The organism is Thiorhodococcus drewsii AZ1, from assembly GCF_000224065.1.
Taxonomy (GTDB): Bacteria; Pseudomonadota; Gammaproteobacteria; order Chromatiales; family Chromatiaceae; genus Imhoffiella; species Imhoffiella drewsii.
This window is the reverse complement of sequence record NZ_AFWT01000029.1, coordinates 42,189-58,336: the sequence shown is the minus strand read 5'-3', so window position 1 is coordinate 58,336 and position 16,148 is coordinate 42,189. Positions and strand designations below refer to the sequence as shown.

Here is a 16,148-nt window from a genome sequence, read left to right as displayed (position 1 = left end):
GAGTTCCGAATAGCCTGCAAAGAGTTTTTTGCGGAGCTGGATCTCTATGCGCCCCAACTGCGCACGCTGCTTGCTGAGAACTTCCAGATTATCGGTAATTGAGAACCGAAATCCTGCATTCGCTAGGTATATAGGCTGTTCCGGTATCCGTATTGATACCAAAGGGGCCGGTATCGAACCCCGACAAGGCGAGATTCCCGTCCTGACCACCGGCGATCAGCAGCTCGTTGCCGCCGATGGACCCCATGGAACCGGACACCCCGAATCTGACGCCGAGGTCACGTGCAAAGTCGTTATTGGCGATGACGACCCGAGACTCGATCATCACCTGCCGAACCGCCACATCGAGTTTGGCGACGATCGCGCGAATCCCCTCAAGCTTGGCTATGGTGTCCATCACGACCAGTGTATTGGTACGCTCGTCGAAACTGGCGGTTCCGCGATTGGACAGGATGGACTCCTTGTCGACACCAGGTGGGGCTGGCAAGCCGGTGTTGCGCGACGTCGTCTTGGAAGAGGACTTGCCCGAACTGGATCCGCCTCGGATGAACTGAGCGATATCGGACGCCTTGGCGTAGTTGATCTGAATGAACTCGGTACGAAGCGGAGCCAGCTCCTCGAAACTCTTCTCCGATTCCAAGGCCAGTCGTTCCTGCTCGGCGAGTTCCTGGGTCGGCGCGACCATGATGACATTGCCGTTGCGACGCATATCCAATCCCTTGGTCTTGAGGATGATGTCCAGTGCCTGATCCCAGGGCACGTTCTTCAACCGCAAGGTGATGTTGCCCTGGACGGTGTCGCTCGCAACCAGATTCAGATCGGTGAAGTCGGCGAGCACCTGAAGGACGGCGCGCACCTCGATATCCTGGAAATTGAGCGACAGCCGATCCCCTTCATAGACGACCTTCTTACGCGCCATTTCCTCCTTCTCCGCAGGGGTCAAAGGTCTGAAATCGAGCGTGAAGATCTCGTCCGTCTGGTAGGCCATGTAGTCGAAATCGCCCTCGGTCTGAACCTCGACCTCGACGTTGCGCCCCGTCGGCCGAGATTCGACCGCGACCACGGGAGTCGCGAAATCCAAGACGTCCAGTCGCCGAAACAGTCTCTGTGGCAAGGAGGTGTCGTAGAGATCCACATAGACCCGAGTCGCCTGTTCGCGGACCGCAACCCGTGTATTGGCACTCGGCAGACGGATGATGATGCGGCCCTCGCCGCTGGCTCCACGCCTGAAATCGATGTCCTTCACCGGTGGTCCTGAGATCGCAGCACGCGCCGAGCGAGTCGGGTAGCTCCAAGCGGGCGGTGTTTGCTGCGCATTCGTCGCAACGGATCTCGGCGAGGCGCTCGCGGGCGTCGGCGGCGGTGTGACCGGCGGCGGAGCCGCGTTCGCGAGCGAGCCATGTTGATCGACCTTGATGATGACGCGATTCCCTGAGGTGCTGACGTCGTAGGCGACTGGATCGGTTAGATTCAGGACCACGCGCGTTTTATTGCTGCCTTCGACGGCGATCAGGCTGTGAACCGCACCAACACCGATCGGAACGGACTTGGAGTCCAACTTGCTCACGACGCCAGGCAGGTCGAGTGCGATACGTGCCGGAGACTCGGTCGCAAATGACTGAGGCACCGCGATGGGCTCCGATAGCGTCAGTTCCACCTCCACGCGGCTGCCAGGCAAGGCGGCGAAGTCGACCTTCTGAAGGTCGGCCGCCTCGACCGAAGGTGCCAACATGCACCAAAGCATGAGGATTCCGAAACCAGGTGCCGCAGAGACGCGCCGCAGGGTAGCCAATGAACGCAGCCTGGCCTTTGACACGTGCTGAAATGCGCTCTTCATCGCCGTCTTCCCTCCACCGATTATTGGGTCAGCGCAATCGTGGCCGGGCGTTCGCGCCATTGGCCAGGCGCATCGGAAACGATCTCAGTCAGTTGGATCTGGTCGTCGCTGATACTCGTGATCTGTCCGTTATTCATGCCGAGATAATTGCCTACCTTCACGCGGTGGAGAATTCCATTATTGGTTCGGATAAGGGCCCAGCGAACGTCGTCCAGGTCCAGGGTGCCGACCATCCGGAGCGAATCCAGTGGTTGCGACTCCAACTCCTCCTTGCGCCGCGTCGGATCCGGGGCCAGACCATTGTCGGCGATCGCTTGCTGCGTCGGCTCGGTTTCCTCGTCCGGGGTAAAGGGATCGCGCCGATCGCCCGGCTCATAGACGTAGACGTCGATTGGCTGTATCTCGGGCAAAGGCTCGATTGGTCCGGGCGGTTGAGACTTCACCCGTGCTACGTAGCTCTCGAGGTCCGTCATGTCATGGCTCACGCATCCGGCCAAGAAGACGACAGGAAGCAGGCACAGCGCAAACCTCGGATCCTGACGCTGTTTCATTGGGCCGCCTCCTCATCCAGATAGCGATAGGTCTTCAGCGTCGCCTGCAGATTCAGTTTCGTTTCCTTCTGGCCTGGCCGGGCTTCCGATCCCTTGCCGGCATCGACGATCTGCACATCATGAACAGTGACGATACGGGGCAGGGCGGCGAGCCCACTGACGAAGCGTCCGAAGTCGTGATAGGTGCCGTTTACACGAACGCGGATCGGCAGTTCCGCATAGAAATCCTGCTTCAGCTCGTTGTCGGGCTGGAAGAGTTCGAACTCGAGGCCGTTGGCCAGCCCTGTCTGGGACACCTCGACCAGGAGCGAGCCAACCTCCGTCTTGTTCGGCAGCTGACGCAGCATCGCCCCGAAGGACTCCTTCATCTCCGCAAGCTGATTCTTGTAGGCATTGAGGTTCGCCGCTTGCTCCTGCTTCTTCTCGAAGGTTCGACGAAGATCGACCTCCGTATTGCGTTCCTGTTCGAGCCGTAGAAGCTGATCCTTGGTATCCAGGTAATAGCCGAGTCCTCCAACCAGGGCACAGGCTAGAAGAATGGCGATCGCCTTGACCGGTGTCGGCCACTCGCCGAAGCTGTCGAGATCGAGTTCGTTCAGTTCGTTAAGATCCATCACCAGATCCCTTGAGGTTTACCTGAGTCTGCCGAATGAACAATCGACGGTGGCGACCTACGCCTTCTTGTCCGTTCCGGTGCCCTCGGCGGGAGTGGTCTGATCGAACGAAAGGCGGAAGTGGCTGAGACCCGTTCCAGTCTTATCCTTGTTTTCGATCAACATGAGTCGCGGATTGCCGATCCAGCGCGATTGCTCGATCTTGCCCATAAAGGCCGAAACGCGCGCATTGGATTGCGCGCGCCCCTCGACGACGATCGAGCGTCCTCGCTGCTCGACCTTGGTGAGATAGACCCCTTCCGGGATCGCCGTGACCAGTTCGTCGAAAAGGCGCACGATCTCCGGGCGACTCTTCTGCAGTCGCTGGATGATCTCCATGCGCGCCAAAAGTGCCTCCTTGGTCTTCTGAAGGCTCTTGATCTCGGCGATGCGTCGGTTCAGCGAGGCGATTTCACGATTGAGAAGCTGATTGCGCTCTTGCTGGTAGCTGATCCTGGATTCGAAATTCATATGAACCAGGACGACGCCACCGAAACTGACGATCAGCGCGGCAGCCAGTGCGGTCAAAAAATCCTTGCGTCTTTGCTGACGTGCCGCTTCGCGCCAAGGAAGGAGGTTGATGCGGGCCATTTAGTCGAATCCTCGCAAGGCCAACCCGACCGCGACCATCATTCCGGGTGCCTCTCGCATGAGTTCCTGGGACTTGATGCTGGGTGACAACGACATCTGACCGAATGGATTGGCGACCATGGTCGGTACCTTCAGTCGTTCCTCGATCAGGACGTCGATCTTGCGAATGCTCGCCGGACCGCCTGCCAACAAAATCTGATCCACCCGGCTGAAGGTGGTACCCGAGTAAAAGAACTGGAGCGCACGACCGATCTGCTGCGCCAATGCCTCCTTGAAGGGCTGTAGAACCCCATCCTCGTAGTCATCCGCGACATCGCCGTCGAGGATTTTCTGCATGGCCTCCTCGCGCGAAAGCCCATAACGGCGCTGAACCTCATCGCGAAGCTGTTGGCCGCCGAAGTTTTGCTCGCGAGTGTAGATGATCTGTCCCTGGCTCAATACGTGCAGCGTGGTCGTCGCGGCGCCCACGTCCGCGACCGCGATGGTTTTGTCCGCCAATTCCTCATGCCGGGTTCGCAACAGCAGTGAACAGGCGTTCTCCATGGCATAGGCCTCGACGTCCACGATGGCGGCCGTGAGACCGGCGAGTTCCAGCGCGCTGACTCGATCGTCCACGTTTTCGCGACGCGACGCGGCGATAAGCACGTCGACCATATCAGGCGCATTCTTGGTGGGACCGATCAGGTCGAAATCGAGATTGACCTCTTCGAGGGGGAACGGGATGTACTGGTCCGCCTCGAGTTGGATCTGGGTATCCATTTCCTCTTCGCTAAGACTGGCGGACAAGCTGATCGTCTTGGTGATCACGGCAGACCCGGACACTGCGACGGCCGCACGTTTCGTCTTGGTTTTCGACTTCGACAATGCCTTGCGAAGGCTCTGCCCAACGGCGTCGGGATCGGCGATCTTTTGCTCGGAAACCGCGTTCGGACTCAGCGGCTCGATGGCGTAGTGTTCGACACGGTAATGATTCGACGATGAACTCGATGTCTGGGACAGCTCGATCAATTTGATCGCGGTCGAGCTGATATCGATTCCCAGAAGGGGCTTATTGCGCTGAGTGAGGCCAAACATAGTGATCTCGCTGGGTGATGTCCGTCGCCGAGTGAGTGACCTGGGTTTCCATGCCGGCTCCAAAGATAACAAATCTAGCGGACTTTGCGCGCGAAGGAATGGCTTTTAAGAGCATCCATCAAGACCTCCCTTCGCCAACCCGTCTCAGAATCATCGCGGACGGAGTCGAAGCGTAACCTAGACCAAACACCCGTTGAGACATCGCACCACTGGATGTCGACCTGAAGGCGATGGCCACATCAACTTGCCGAAGCCCAATGGGGTTGCTCTCGCAAAATGCTCGATCCAGAAAAACGGGCTAAATGTGAGTCCGCATCCGCAGACAGCCGCCTTACTCGAAATCCCCGCGCATTATAGCCATATAGACCAGGCTGAGTACCAGTGCTCTGATATATAAGGATTGAGCGGAAACGCGACACATCCGCGAATGGCCGCGAATCGCGATGCCAAGACGCCTGGATTGCATTCGAATAGACACATCATCCGATACCCGCGCGTCTCGGGTATCATGATGGCCTGCTACGCCTCGTCAACGCTCGGGAGAAGCCTATGTCCGGACGTGATCGTTCCAGTGCCTTGAAGGAACGCCTGGCCTATGAGGCCGCGCGCATCATGATCGAGCAGGGCCTGTCCGATTTCGACCGCGCGCGGCGCAAAGCCGCCGAGCGCACGGGGATTCTAGATCGTCGCAATTGGCCATCCAACGAGGCGGTTCACGAAGCGGTCCTGACTCAGCGCCGACTCTTTCTGAATTCCAGCCAGACGCGAGCAACGCGTGATCTGCGCACCGAGGCCATCGAGGCCATGCGGGTATTCGATGCCTTTGCTCCTCGTCTGGTGGGAGCGGTACTGACTGGAACGGCGGACCCGCAGATGGGCGTCGAGCTCTTTCTATTCGCGGATCGCCCCGAGGATGTGCTGTTCGCCCTGATGGACCAACAGATTCCCTGGCAGGAGGGCGAGCGCACCTTCCGCTATCCCGGCGGATTGCGTTGCGCGCATCCGGTCTTTCGCTTCATGGCCGGCGACATCCCTTTCGAGCTGGCCATTCTGCCTTGGCGCGCCCAACGGCATCCGCCGCTCGATCCGATCACCGAGCGGCCCCAGCGTGGGGCCACACGTGACGAGGTGGCTCGGATGCTCGACGAGCCAGACTCGGCCTATCGCTTCGAGATCGGCAAATAGTCCCGTTGCGTCGGCCCACGATAGATCTGTCTGGGTCGACCGATACGGTTGTTGGAATCGGACATCATCTCCAGCCAGTGAGAGACCCAGCCGACGGTACGCGCGACGGCGAACATGACCGTGAACATGTTGCGTGGAATGCCGAGCGCCTGATAGATGATGCCTGAATAGAAGTCGACGTTCGGATAGAGCTTGCGCTCGACGAAATACTCGTCGCTGAGCGCGATTTCCTCCAGCTTCATCGCCAATTCGAACAGGGGGTTGTTGGCATCGGCGAGTTCGTCGAGCACCTGGTGGCAGACCTCGCGGATGATCTTGGCACGCGGATCGTAGTTCTTGTAGACCCGGTGACCGAAGCCCATCAGGCGGAATGGATCGTCCTTGTCCTTGGCCTTCTCGATGTAGCGCTGCACGTTCTTGACGTCGCCGATCTCCAGCAACATGTCGAGAACGGCCTCGTTGGCGCCGCCGTGGGCCGGCCCCCACAGCGAGGCGATCCCAGCCGCGATGCAGGCGAACGGATTGGCCCCGGAACTGCCAGCCAAACGGACAGTGGAGGTGCTGGCATTCTGCTCGTGATCGGCATGGAGGATGAAGAGCAGGTTCATCGCCTTTTCGGCGATCAGGCCCGGCTTGTAGTCCTCGCAGGGCGTGGCGAACATCATGTGCAGGAAATTCGCGCAATACCGCAGATCGTTGCGCGGATACATGATGGGCTCGCCAATGCTGTGCTTGTAGGCGACGGCCGCGATCGTCGGCAACTTGGCGATGAGGCGATGTGCTGAGATCTCGCGATGACGCGGATCGTTGACACTCAGCGAATCATGATAGAAGGCGGAGAGCGAGCCGACCACGCCGACCAGCATCGCCATCGGATGGGCATCGTAATGGAACCCGTTGAGGAAATTCTTCAGGTTCTCGTTGAGCATGGTGTGGCGGGTGATGAGGTGCTCGAACCCGACCAACGCCTTTTCGTCCGGCAGATCGCCATAGAGCAGCAGATAGGCGACCTCGAGAAAGCTCGCCTTGGTCGCCAGCTGCTCGATCGGATACCCCCGATAGAGCAGGATCCCCTTTTCGCCATCGATATAGGTGATGGCGCTGTTGCAACTCGCCGTGGACATGAAGCCCGGGTCGTAGGTGAAGATGCCCGCCTCTTTGTAAAGTGACGAGATGTCGACCGACATCGGCCCCAGGGTTCCGGCCCTCAGCGGGAATTCGTGCTGCTCTCCGGTGGCATTGTTGGTGATCGTAATGGTTTCGTTCGACATAAGCTCGCTCCTGGCCACGCTGGCGGAGATGCACACGCATATGCACCTGCGCGGCAGCTAGTAGTGTTGGGTTTCGAGTCTGATGTGCGCCGGCTGGCGAGTCATTGGATGTCGCGCAAACGCTCGATCTCGGAGCGCACGGCATTAGCCGATTGGGTAAAGTCGGCCTGTTCGCGTTCGTTCAGTTCGAGTTCGAGGATCGATTCCACGCCCTTTTCGCCGAGGACGCAGGGAACACCCATCGCGATATCCGCCTCGCCATACTCCCCCTCCAACAGTGCCACACAGGGCAGCAGACGCCGACGGTTGTTGACGATGGCATCGACCATGGCGGCGACTGCTGCGCCGGGCGCGTCATAGGCGCTCGAATTCTTGCGTAGCGCGAGAATCTCGGCGCCGCCTTTACGGGTGCGTTCCATGATCGCCTCGACGCGATCCTCGGGCAGAAAATAGGAAAGAGGAACCCCGTTGATGGTGCAGAAACGCGGAACCGGCACCATGGTGTCGCCGTGACCGCCGAGCACCATGGTGGTGATATCCCGGGCAGAGAAGCCCGTCTCCTGGGCGATGAAGCTCGCCATCCGCGAGGCATCGAGCACCCCGGCCTGGCCGAACACCCGATTGCGGCTCCAGCCTGTGCGCTGAGCGACACGATAGGTCAGGGTATCGACCGGATTCGAGACCATGAGCACCATGGTCTCGGGGGCATAGGCCATGATGTGGTCGGTGACCTCGTCGATGACGCGGATATTGCTTTCCAACACGTCCGCGCGCGACATGCCCGGCTTGCGCGGAAAACCGGCCGCGACGATGACCAGGTCCGAATCCTTCAGTATGCGCGGATCGTTGCTCCCATGCACCGCGCAGTCGAACTCGAAGAACGGGGCGGTCTGGACGATATCGAGCGCAATTCCCTCGGGCACATCCTCGCGCACGTCGAAGAGCGCAACCTCGCGGCAGAGTTCCTCTTCCGCCAGAATCTGGGCCGTTGTCTCGCCGACCCGGCCAGCGCCTACGATGGTGATCTTCTTCACGTCGCTGTTTCTCCGGTCTCTGATGAATGACAGCCAAGGAAACCCCGGGGCCTATCTTTCTGCGCTTGCGGAGGCCGGCGACGACCCCGAGTCCTATTTTTACGTGTGGCGGATCATGCGCCGGAGTAGGGGATCCGGGCAACACCACTGGCGACGGCGGCACGCGAAACGGCGCTCGGCACCCGCTCGCGCAGACGCGGATCGAAGGGCTTCGGAATGATGTAGTCGGGCCCGAAACTCAGCTCCGTGACCTCGTATGCGGCCAGCACCTCGGCCGGAACGGGTTCGTGCGCGAGCGCGCGCAGCGCCTCGACTGCGGCGATCTGCATATCATCGTTGATGCGCGAGGCACGCACGTCCAGGGCACCGCGAAAGATGAAGGGGAACCCCAGAACATTGTTGATCTGATTCGGATAATCGGATCGGCCCGTGGCCATAATCAAATCGTCGCGCACCGACTTGGCCAGGTCCGGACGGACCTCGGGTACTGGATTGGAGAGCGCGAACACTACAGGACGTGGCGCCATGGAGGCCAACATCTCGGCCGAGACCAGATCGGGACCGGAAACGCCGATGAAGACATCGGCACCGTCCATCGCATCCGCGAGGGTGCGTTTCTCCGTGTCGGCCGCGACCCCGAACTTGTAGGGGTTGAGATCCTTGCGTCCCAAATGAATGACACCCTGGCGGTCGATACAGAAGATGTTGTTGCGATGCGCGCCCAGGCTCATCAACAGTCGAATGGCCGCGATTCCGGCCGCTCCCGCGCCCAGCACCACAATGCGTGCCTCTTCGATCGATTTGCCCTGGAGTTCGAGCGCGTTCAACAGGCCCGCCGCGATGATGATCGCCGTGCCGTGCTGATCGTCGTGGAACACGGGGATGTCGAGCTGCTCGATCAGGGCCTGCTCGATCTCGAAACAGTGCGGAGCGGCGATGTCCTCGAGATTGATGCCACCGAAGGTCGGGGCGATGCGCATCACGGTCTCGATGAACTCCTGCGGACGCTTCGCGTGCACCTCGATGTCGAAGCAGTCGATATCGGCGAAGTGCTTGAAGAGCACCGCCTTGCCTTCCATCACCGGCTTACCGGCGAGTCCGCCGACATCGCCCAACCCGAGCACCGCCGTTCCGTCGGTGATGACCGCAACCAGATTGCCCTTGTTGGTGTAGCGATAGGCATTCTGCGGATCCGCCTGGATTTGACGCACGGGCTCGGCCACACCGGGCGTGTAGGCGAGCGACAGATCCCGTTGGGTCTCCGCCGGCTTGGTGACCGCGATCCCCGTCTTCCCGGGGCGAGGCTCGGCGTGATAGACCAATGCCTGGCGGTTCAAATCGGCGTCTGGGTGGGCAAAACTCTCGGGGTCGGTCACGGTGATCTCCGTTGATGATGCTCGGGCAATCGCCGGCTGGCCGGCGAGCGATCGGGGACGAAGGGTTCATCCGCCTGGCATGCTGCGAAACCCTGGGGTTCGGTACAGGATCTTTCGCGCACGCAAAACTCAGCAGGCTCCGATCATCCGCTCACCGGATTCGGCGAGTCAAACGATGGGGCTCCACTGAGGGATGGACCCAAGACGACGTGCGTATTGGGGAGGGCGATTCTATCGCCAGTCTATGCGCGGGGCTCCGATGGAACGGAACCGCCGCACGTCCTGCCGAGGCGCTGTCCGCCGGGCTGGTTTAGCGGGCGTACTTGCGACGGAATTTGTCGACGCGACCAGCGGTGTCCAGGACCTTTTGCTTACCGGTGTAAAAGGGGTGACACGCGGAGCAAACCTCCACGTGCATGCCCTCGGCTTTGGTGGAACAAGTCGTGAACTCGTTACCGCAGCTGCAGACCACCTTCACCTCGGAATACTGCGGGTGGATGCCTTCTTTCATGATGACCTTTTGCCACTTAGGCTGTGGAATTCTTGTAAAACCCGCAAAGCTACCACTGCCAGCACCCGGCTGCAACTCCCTGTTGACATTCGCGTATGACTTATTCCGTTACAGGTGTGAAGAGTGCGATCAAATCATCCAGGAAAGCGCATCCCCTGGGGGTTGGACGAACCCTGTCCGAGTCCAGTTCGACCAAGCCTTTGCCAACCGCCTCATCCATCAATGCAGCGCATCGCGACCAATCGATCCCGGTTCGTTGGGCGAACGATGCACGCGGAAACCCCTGAGTGAGACGGAAGGCATTGAGCGCGAATTCGAAGATACGATCCGCATCCGAGAGTTCGCGCTCCGAGGCGAGCATGGCGTCTGGGGCCTCGTCCACATAGCATCGAGGATCGGAAATCTTCTCGTTGCGCCGAATCGCGAGACCCTTGCTCGATCGCCGCGAAATCTTGCCATGGGCACCGGCCCCGATTCCCAGATAGTCGCCGAACTCCCAGTAGTTCAGGTTGTGGCGGCAGCGTTTCCCTGGCTGGGCATAGGCGGAGACCTCGTAGCGCCCGAACCCTGCCGTTTCGAGACGCTCGGCTCCCTGCTCCGCCATGTCGGCCGCAAGATCCGACTCGGGAAGCGACGGTGGATCCGCATGGAATCCCGTATGCGGCTCAAGCGTCAGCTGATAGTAGGAGATGTGATCTGGACCCAGATCGATCAGTGCCTCCAGATCGGTTGCGGCCTCGGCAAGCCCCTGGTCTGGCAGGGCGAACATCATATCCAGATTGAGGTTGCGAAAGCCCGCTCGACGTGCCAAGGCGACCGTGTCCCTGGCCTGTTGCGGATCGTGGATGCGCCCGAGTCGGTTCAACTGAATGGCAGACAGACTCTGGACACCGATGGACAGTCGGTTGACGCCCGCCTCGCCGTAGCGGGCGAAATGGGCGGCGTCCGTGGTTCCAGGATTCGCCTCCAGCGTGATCTCGACCGCTTCGTCCAATGCGATTCGCGCTCGAACCCCGTCCAGCAGACGTTGAACCAGCCCCCCCGGCAGCAGGCTTGGCGTTCCTCCTCCGATGAAGATGGATGCCAGACGACGTGAATCGGACAGGCGCTCGAGTTCCCGATCGAGATCGGCGAGCAGCCGGTCCACATAGCGATCGAAGGGGGGATTTCGGCCCGCTGCATGTGAATTGAAGTCGCAGTAAGGACACTTGCGAAGACACCAGGGGACATGGACATAGAGTGCGAGCGGCGGAAGCTCCCGAGTCAGGCCCGGTTCCGAACTGGTCACAGAAGACCATCCCTCATGCTGCGGGTCGCATCGTCAATCGCAGCCCATTCCAACGATTGGAGCTGGAACTTGCGATAGGAGGCATGTACCCGCGCGGCAAGTTCGTCCTTGGAGACGCGTTCCTCCAAGACCTTCGCGGACAGTGAGCGAAGCCTGTCGATAACCGCATCCGGGAAACGTCTCAACTCGACCCCGAACCGGCTCACCAGCGTCTGTAGCGCAACTGGATTCCGGGCGCTGTACTCAGCCAGCATATCCTGATTCGCTGCCTTGCAGGCATGCATGACGATCGCCTGGAGATCGGGCGACAGGGCCTCGTAACTGCGTCGGTTGATAATGGCCTCCATGACGGTGGCCGGCTCCTGCCAGCTCGGGTAGTAATAATACTTGGCGGCCTTGTAGAGTCCGAAGGCCAGGTCATTGTAGGGACCAACCCATTCTGCGGCATCGAGCGAGCCGTCCTTCAAGGCTCCGAGCAAGGCCTTGCCGGGCAGATCTATGGGGTGTCCGCCAGCGCGTGCCAAGACCTCGGCGCCCAATCCAGGGATACGCATCTTCAACCCGTCGAAATCGGCGGTCGTGCGGATCTCCTTGTTGAACCATCCGCCCATCTGGATTCCCGTATTGCCAACCGGCATTGGAATCAGGCCGAATGGGTCGTAAACCTCTGTCCAAAGATCCAGACCGCCACCATGATAGAGCCAGCCATTGGCCTGGGAGGCCGTCATCCCAAATGGGATGCTGGAGAAGAAGGGAATCGCGGGGCTCTTGTCTTTCCAGTAAATGGCGGACCCATGTCCCATGTCCGCTTTGCCTTTGGAGACCGCTTCGAACACGTCATAGGCCGGCACTAAATCGCCCGCCCCATGGACGCTGATCGCGATCCGTCCGCCGCTCATGGCGACGATGCTCTCGGCCAGCCGATTGGCCCCCGTACCGAGGCCGGGGAAATTCCTCGGCCAGGTGGTGACCATCGTCCAATGGAACTGCGGCTCGCCCAGAGGCGTGCTCAGGGTGGTTGCGGCGGCTCCCAGGGTTAGGGAACCGGCACCCATTCCTCGGATGAAATCACGGCGTCGCATCTCGCGCCCCAGACACCGCGATCCGAGCGGCCACACCCTGGCTGCGCTCAAATCGCATCGATCAACGCTGTTGCCGCAGGGTCTCCTTCAGCAACTCGCCGAAGCTGCCGAGCGTCTTTTCGGGCGCCGGCTCTTGAGTCTTGCGAACCGACGCGGCGATAGACTCTTGCACCTCACCCGACTCGCGGTTTTCATCGAGGCTCAGGCTGATACGGTGGCGTTCGAGGTCGACGCCGAGAACCGTGGCCAGCACCTCGTCGCCCGGATTGAGCACCTCGCTCGGATGATTGACGCGGCGTCCGGCGCCCAGCTCGCTGATATGGACCAGTCCGTCGATGCCGGGTGCCAGCTCGACGAAGGCACCAAAGGTCTGCAAACGCGAGACCTTGCCCTTGACCCGAGTCCCGACCGGAAACGATTCCACCGCGTCGAGCCAAGGATCGCGGCTCAAGGCGCGAATGGAGAGCGCGATCTTTTCGCGCTTCTTGGCATCGGTCGCCGGTTCGATCCGCAGCACGCTGACCTCGACCGTTTGGCCAACCTGCAAGATCTCCTTGGGGTGTCTGACGTGACCGAAGGCCAGCTCGCTGATATGGATCATGCCTTCCAGACCGCCGAGATCGACGAAGGCGCCATAGTCCTTGAGCGAGGTGATCACACCGGACATGACAACCCCTTCCTTGAGCTGGGCACGGGTCTGCTCGGCCAGGATCTGCTGCTGTTCCTCAAGCAATGCGCGGCGCGACACGACGAGATTGGGCCGGCGTCCGCCCTCGAACTTGGTGACCTTGAAGTCCAGCTTCTGGCCGACGAATTCGCTCAGATCTTCAATGAAGCGCAGATCCGCCTGAGAGGCGGGGCAGAAGGCCCGTACCCCGGCGATGAGAACCTCCAGCCCACCCTTGACGGCCGCGCTGACATTCCCTTGCACGGGCAATCCCTGACGAAATGCCTGCTCGACCTCATGAATGCCGTGGAACTTGTGTCCATGCTGATTGCCGAGCAGCAACATGCCGCTCTCTTCATCCTTGCCGGTTACCAGGGTCTCGATTTCGTCGCCGACCCCATACTTGAGTTCGCCCTCGGCATCCTTGAGCTCCGAGAGGTCGATCCGACCCTCCGATTTGGCGCCGAGGTTCACGAACGCATAGTCCTCGCCGATCGCGATCAATGCGCCACGCACCTTCTCGCCCGGCGCCGGTTCGGCCTGCTGTGAGCCTGGATGGGTTTGGTCGAATTCTTTCAGTAGATCTTCGAAGTTTTCAGGGTTGGACATGATTTAGGCGAACGCCGCAGGGTTGTTGATCGAAAAAATCCTCGATCGATCGACCCACAAACGGGGCCGCGCATCGATCGGGATCCAATGAAGTGTCGGCGGGATCCTGCACCGCCTTCAGTAAAACGCCTTCCTCAAACGCTGGCGGACTCCAATCGAGCATAGGCGAGCACCAGCCATTTGGCTCCGGCATTCTGAAAATTGACCTGGATTCGAGCGTTGGTCCCGCTGCCCTCGCTGTTGAGGACCACGCCCTCGCCGAACTTGGGATGACGCACACGCTGACCGAGCTGGAAGCCACCCGCCGCCGCAGCGCCGGGCTGACCGGCCAGTTTGGCGGCCGGTGCCGGATTGCGCCGAGCCATGCCAGCGGCGCGGACCTCCTCCAGCAGATGGACGGGCAACTCGCGCAGGAAGCGCGAGGGAGCCGGATGGTCTTCGCGTCCATAGAGACGACGGCTCTCGGCATGGGTGACGAAGAGCTGCCGCATGGCGCGGGTCATGCCGACATAGCAGAGACGCCGCTCCTCTTCGAGCCGGTCGGGATCCTCCGCCGACAGACTGTGCGGAAAGAGTCCCTCTTCGAGCCCGACCAGAAAGACGACGGGAAACTCCAATCCCTTGGCGCTATGCAGCGTCATGAGCTGGACGCTGTCTTCGTTCGCGTCGGCCTGTGTCTCGCCGGCCTCCAGTGCGGCATGGGCGAGGAAGGCACCCAGCGGGTCGCCTTCCTCCTGATCCAGGTCCTGTTCAAAGCGGCCGACCGTATCGACCAGCTGTTCCAGGTTCTCGACTCGGTCCTGTCCCTTGCCGTCCTTGTTCTTGAGATAGAAGTCTCGAAGCCCGGTCGCCTCGATCAGTGCATTGGCGGTTGCGGCCAGATCCATGTCCTCCCTGGCCTGACGTTGTCCCAGGATCAGTTCGAGGAACTGGCGCAATGCGCCGCTCGCGCGCGGCCCGAGTCCGCCTGCGCGGATCAGGTCATGGGCCGATTTCCACAGCGAGACGTGCGATTCGCGCGACTGCTGGCGGACGATCTCCAGCGTGCGTTCGCCAATGCCACGGGTTGGCGTATTCACCACCCGCTCGAAGGCCACATCGTCGTCCGGATTGGCGACGAGCCGCAGATAGGCCAGCGCATCGCGAATCTCGGCTCGTTCGAAGAATCGCAGTCCGCCATAGACCCGATAGGGGATCCCGGCCTGCATCAGCGATTCCTCGAAGAGCCGCGACTGGGCCGTCGTGCGATAGAGGATCGCGCACGCGTCGCGCCGTATGCCCTCGCTCTGCACGAAGCGGTGGATCCGCTCGACGACGAATCGGGCCTCGTCCACCTCGTTGAAGGCGGTATAGCGACGGATCGGCTCGCCATTTAAGCCGTCGGTCCAGAGGTTCTTACCCAAGCGGTTCGGATTGTTCGCGATCAGCGCATTGGCCGCAGCGAGAATGTTGCCGGTCGAGCGATAGTTCTGTTCCAGGCGCACCGTTTGCGTATTGGGATAGTCCTGCTGGAACGATTGGATATTCTCCACCCGCGCCCCGCGCCAGCCGTAGATGGACTGGTCGTCGTCGCCCACGGCGAAGAGATTGTCGTTCGTCCCCGCGAGCAATCGGAGCCAGGCGTACTGGATCGCGTTGGTGTCCTGGAACTCGTCGACCAGGATGTGACGAAAGCGCTGCTGATAGTGATGCAGGATGTCCGGTCGATCGCGCAACAGTTCGAGTGCGGTCAGCAGCAGGTCGGCAAAATCCAACAGTCCGGCCTGGATCCGCGCGGTTTCGTATTGGCGATAGACCTCGACCATCTTCTCCATGAAGAAGTCGCCGGCCGGATCCAGGTGGGCCGGTCTCAGACCTTCGTCCTTCTGCTTATTGATGAAGCCCTGAACCTGGCGCGGCGGCCAGCGCGACTCATCGAGTTGCATCGCCTTCAGGATGCGTTTGATCGACCTGAACTGATCGTCCGAATCCATGATCTGGAAATGTTGCGGCAATTTGGCGTCCTGCCAGTGCGCACGCAGGAAGCGATGCGTCAGGCCATGAAAGGTTCCCACCCACATGCCCCCCACCGGGGTACCAAGCATCTCCTCAATCCGGCTGCGCATCTCGCGCGCCGCCTTATTGGTGAAGGTCACTGCCAGCACGCTCCATTGAGGTACCTGCTCGACCTGAAGCAACCAGGCGATGCGATGGACCAGAACCCTGGTTTTTCCTGAGCCGGCACCGGCCAGGACCAAGAGGTTGCCCGAACTGGCGGAAACCGCCTGTCGTTGGGGTTCGTTGAGTGAATCGAGGAGAGGAGAGACGTCCATCGGCGGATTCTAGCAATCTCTGCGGCCGAGCCCTAACCGATCTGCTGCCATCGCCTAGAAATTTGGTTTCGGTGGAAAGGGGTTTCGATGTGCTTAAAAGGCCGCTT

At 60.5% G+C, this 16,148-nt stretch carries 14 protein-coding genes; 1 reads left to right on the top strand and 13 read right to left on the bottom strand.

Going from position 1 to position 16,148, the window contains the following annotated elements:
• Window positions 1–88 precede the first annotated feature (88 nt).
• The 5 genes from THIDRDRAFT_RS17240 to THIDRDRAFT_RS17220 are packed head-to-tail and all read right to left on the bottom strand — an operon-like array spanning window position 89 to window position 4,706.
• Complete coding sequence (locus THIDRDRAFT_RS17240; protein WP_007042175.1) at window positions 89–1,837, bottom strand: type IV pilus secretin PilQ; 1,749 nt, start codon at window positions 1,835–1,837, stop codon at window positions 89–91.
• Between the two features lie 20 nt (window positions 1,838–1,857).
• Entirely contained in the window at window positions 1,858–2,388 is a 531-nt protein-coding gene (locus THIDRDRAFT_RS17235) for a pilus assembly protein PilP (protein ID WP_007042174.1), read from the bottom strand.
• A complete protein-coding gene (locus tag THIDRDRAFT_RS17230; protein ID WP_007042173.1) occupies window positions 2,385–3,002 on the bottom strand; it encodes a type IV pilus inner membrane component PilO in 618 nt (205 codons plus the stop codon). Before THIDRDRAFT_RS17230 ends, THIDRDRAFT_RS17235 begins: the two co-directional genes overlap by 4 nt.
• 57 nt (window positions 3,003–3,059) lie before the next feature.
• On the bottom strand, window positions 3,060–3,632 hold the full coding sequence (locus THIDRDRAFT_RS17225) for a PilN domain-containing protein (RefSeq protein ID WP_007042172.1): 573 nt from the start codon (window positions 3,630–3,632) through the stop codon (window positions 3,060–3,062).
• Window positions 3,633–4,706 (bottom strand): pilus assembly protein PilM, encoded by a 1,074-nt coding sequence (locus THIDRDRAFT_RS17220; RefSeq protein WP_007042171.1) that lies wholly within the window; start codon window positions 4,704–4,706, stop codon window positions 3,633–3,635.
• A gap of 549 nt (window positions 4,707–5,255) precedes the next feature.
• Here THIDRDRAFT_RS17220 and THIDRDRAFT_RS17215 point away from each other — a divergent pair.
• Window positions 5,256–5,891, top strand: coding sequence for a hypothetical protein (locus THIDRDRAFT_RS17215; RefSeq protein WP_007042170.1), 636 nt, complete (start codon window positions 5,256–5,258; stop codon window positions 5,889–5,891).
• Here the strand turns inward: THIDRDRAFT_RS17215 and THIDRDRAFT_RS17210 are convergent.
• From THIDRDRAFT_RS17210 to uvrD, 8 genes are all read right to left on the bottom strand, one after another.
• On the bottom strand, window positions 5,867–7,162 hold the full coding sequence (locus THIDRDRAFT_RS17210) for a citrate synthase (RefSeq protein ID WP_007042169.1): 1,296 nt from the start codon (window positions 7,160–7,162) through the stop codon (window positions 5,867–5,869). The two genes, THIDRDRAFT_RS17215 and THIDRDRAFT_RS17210, sit on opposite strands and share 25 nt — an antisense overlap.
• A 101-nt stretch (window positions 7,163–7,263) precedes the next feature.
• Window positions 7,264–8,196 carry a malate dehydrogenase gene (gene mdh / locus THIDRDRAFT_RS17205; RefSeq protein ID WP_007042168.1) on the bottom strand — a complete coding sequence of 311 codons (933 nt, stop codon included), beginning with the start codon at window positions 8,194–8,196 and terminating at the stop codon, window positions 7,264–7,266.
• A 113-nt stretch (window positions 8,197–8,309) separates the two neighbouring features.
• Entirely contained in the window at window positions 8,310–9,572 is a 1,263-nt protein-coding gene (locus THIDRDRAFT_RS17200; protein ID WP_007042167.1) for a malic enzyme-like NAD(P)-binding protein, read from the bottom strand.
• 310 nt (window positions 9,573–9,882) lie between these two features.
• Window positions 9,883–10,083: a 50S ribosomal protein L31 gene (gene rpmE / locus THIDRDRAFT_RS17195; RefSeq protein ID WP_007042166.1), complete on the bottom strand. Its 201-nt coding sequence runs from the start codon at window positions 10,081–10,083 to the stop codon at window positions 9,883–9,885.
• A gap of 100 nt (window positions 10,084–10,183) precedes the next feature.
• Complete coding sequence (gene hemW, locus THIDRDRAFT_RS17190; RefSeq protein WP_007042165.1) at window positions 10,184–11,371, bottom strand: radical SAM family heme chaperone HemW; 1,188 nt, start codon at window positions 11,369–11,371, stop codon at window positions 10,184–10,186.
• Window positions 11,368–12,453 (bottom strand): TRAP transporter substrate-binding protein, encoded by a 1,086-nt coding sequence (locus THIDRDRAFT_RS17185; RefSeq protein WP_040845216.1) that lies wholly within the window; start codon window positions 12,451–12,453, stop codon window positions 11,368–11,370. The genes hemW and THIDRDRAFT_RS17185 overlap by 4 nt, the downstream gene beginning before the upstream one ends.
• A gap of 61 nt (window positions 12,454–12,514) precedes the next feature.
• Window positions 12,515–13,729, bottom strand: coding sequence for a 30S ribosomal protein S1 (locus THIDRDRAFT_RS17180; RefSeq protein ID WP_007042163.1), 1,215 nt, complete (start codon window positions 13,727–13,729; stop codon window positions 12,515–12,517).
• Window positions 13,730–13,863: 134 nt separating this feature from the next.
• The gene (gene uvrD / locus THIDRDRAFT_RS17175) at window positions 13,864–16,041 is read right to left on the bottom strand and encodes a DNA helicase II (RefSeq protein ID WP_007042162.1); all 2,178 of its coding nucleotides are present in this window, start codon (window positions 16,039–16,041) and stop codon (window positions 13,864–13,866) included.
• Window positions 16,042–16,148 lie beyond the last annotated feature (107 nt).

Bases quoted from the DNA above. Each gene is read 5' to 3' on its own strand.
- THIDRDRAFT_RS17225 (WP_007042172.1), bottom strand. From the start codon at position 3,632: ATGGCCCGCATCAACCTCCTTCCTTGGCGCGAAGCGGCACGTCAGCAA.
- THIDRDRAFT_RS17185 (WP_040845216.1), bottom strand. From the start codon at position 12,453: ATGCGACGCCGTGATTTCATCCGAGGAATGGGTGCCGGTTCCCTAACC.
- THIDRDRAFT_RS17220 (WP_007042171.1), bottom strand. From the start codon at position 4,706: ATGTTTGGCCTCACTCAGCGCAATAAGCCCCTTCTGGGAATCGATATC.
- THIDRDRAFT_RS17210 (WP_007042169.1), bottom strand. From the start codon at position 7,162: ATGTCGAACGAAACCATTACGATCACCAACAATGCCACCGGAGAGCAG.
- THIDRDRAFT_RS17235 (WP_007042174.1), bottom strand. From the start codon at position 2,388: ATGAAACAGCGTCAGGATCCGAGGTTTGCGCTGTGCCTGCTTCCTGTC.
- rpmE (WP_007042166.1), bottom strand. From the start codon at position 10,083: ATGAAAGAAGGCATCCACCCGCAGTATTCCGAGGTGAAGGTGGTCTGC.
- THIDRDRAFT_RS17180 (WP_007042163.1), bottom strand. From the start codon at position 13,729: ATGTCCAACCCTGAAAACTTCGAAGATCTACTGAAAGAATTCGACCAA.
- THIDRDRAFT_RS17215 (WP_007042170.1), top strand. From the start codon at position 5,256: ATGTCCGGACGTGATCGTTCCAGTGCCTTGAAGGAACGCCTGGCCTAT.
- THIDRDRAFT_RS17240 (WP_007042175.1), bottom strand. From the start codon at position 1,837: ATGAAGAGCGCATTTCAGCACGTGTCAAAGGCCAGGCTGCGTTCATTG.
- uvrD (WP_007042162.1), bottom strand. From the start codon at position 16,041: ATGGACGTCTCTCCTCTCCTCGATTCACTCAACGAACCCCAACGACAG.
- THIDRDRAFT_RS17230 (WP_007042173.1), bottom strand. From the start codon at position 3,002: ATGGATCTTAACGAACTGAACGAACTCGATCTCGACAGCTTCGGCGAG.